1 protein-coding gene is annotated in these 835 nt (G+C 54.9%); it reads left to right on the top strand.

What is annotated here, in order from left to right; translation table 11 throughout:
* Positions 1–613 precede the first annotated feature (613 nt).
* Positions 614–835 (top strand): hypothetical protein (locus ACP7AJ_RS21450; protein ID WP_426062284.1); only part of this gene is annotated, 222 nt, incomplete at its 3' end.

Here is an 835-nt window from a genome sequence, read left to right as displayed (position 1 = left end):
TTTTCTCATAATTATCTCCTAGCAACCCGCTTGCCTCGCCGACTGGCCCGAACATCTGTCCGAGCTTACCCCCCTTCCCTAAACGCTAGCAACCGACCCACCACTGGGTGGTCAACTGTTCCTATAGTAGGGATCAGTTGACGGAATCCGTCCACGCTTCCTAATTGCTAGATACGGCTCCCAGGAATGTGTTTCGCAGGTACCGCGCTAGGCGCATTCACGGGCACAGACAAACGGGACTTTCCCCGCGCTGGAGGCCATTAGACAGTCCTTCTCTTATCTGGTTTCCGTCCCTTAACACAAAGGGGGTCATAACCGCCCTCTTGGAATCAGTGCGGGTGCGCCCGCCCGCACCGCGTTGCACTTTAGCGGGGGCAGGGCTCCTACGGTCGCGTTTACGAAACTCATCCACTGGGCGCGTTTCGTAAACTTTCAATCGTAGACGGGTTTCTTAAACTCACCGGGCGCTGCAACGGCCTGCTGGCACCTGGTGCCGGCCCGTTGCCAGGCGTTCATTGAAACGAGCCCTAAAATGGCCATAAAAGAGCTTGCTGAGGCAGGTCTTAACTTGCCGGTCTAAGTCAAGTATTCTTCTACTCTGCCTTCTCCAAACGTGCGACCCGGTATCGAATTCAAGTTATTAAGCCCAGGTGACGGGGACGGTTTTCTATCCTATCACCTGACCCTTTCCAATGGCGAAACCACCACGTCCTTTGGTTTTTATGGGTACGACGACGAGTTTCGGGAGTTTGCCCAGCAGCTGGACAGTTTCCCCCGTTCCAGCAGTCAGATTGTGACGCACCAAGTGGGCAACGATGACCCTGAATGGGCCTAT

This window comes from Hymenobacter sp. B1770 (genome assembly GCF_049896385.1).
Lineage (GTDB): Bacteria > Bacteroidota > Bacteroidia > Cytophagales > Hymenobacteraceae > Hymenobacter.
Note: the sequence above shows the minus strand (reverse complement) of the source record. Positions and strands in the feature narration are given on the sequence as shown.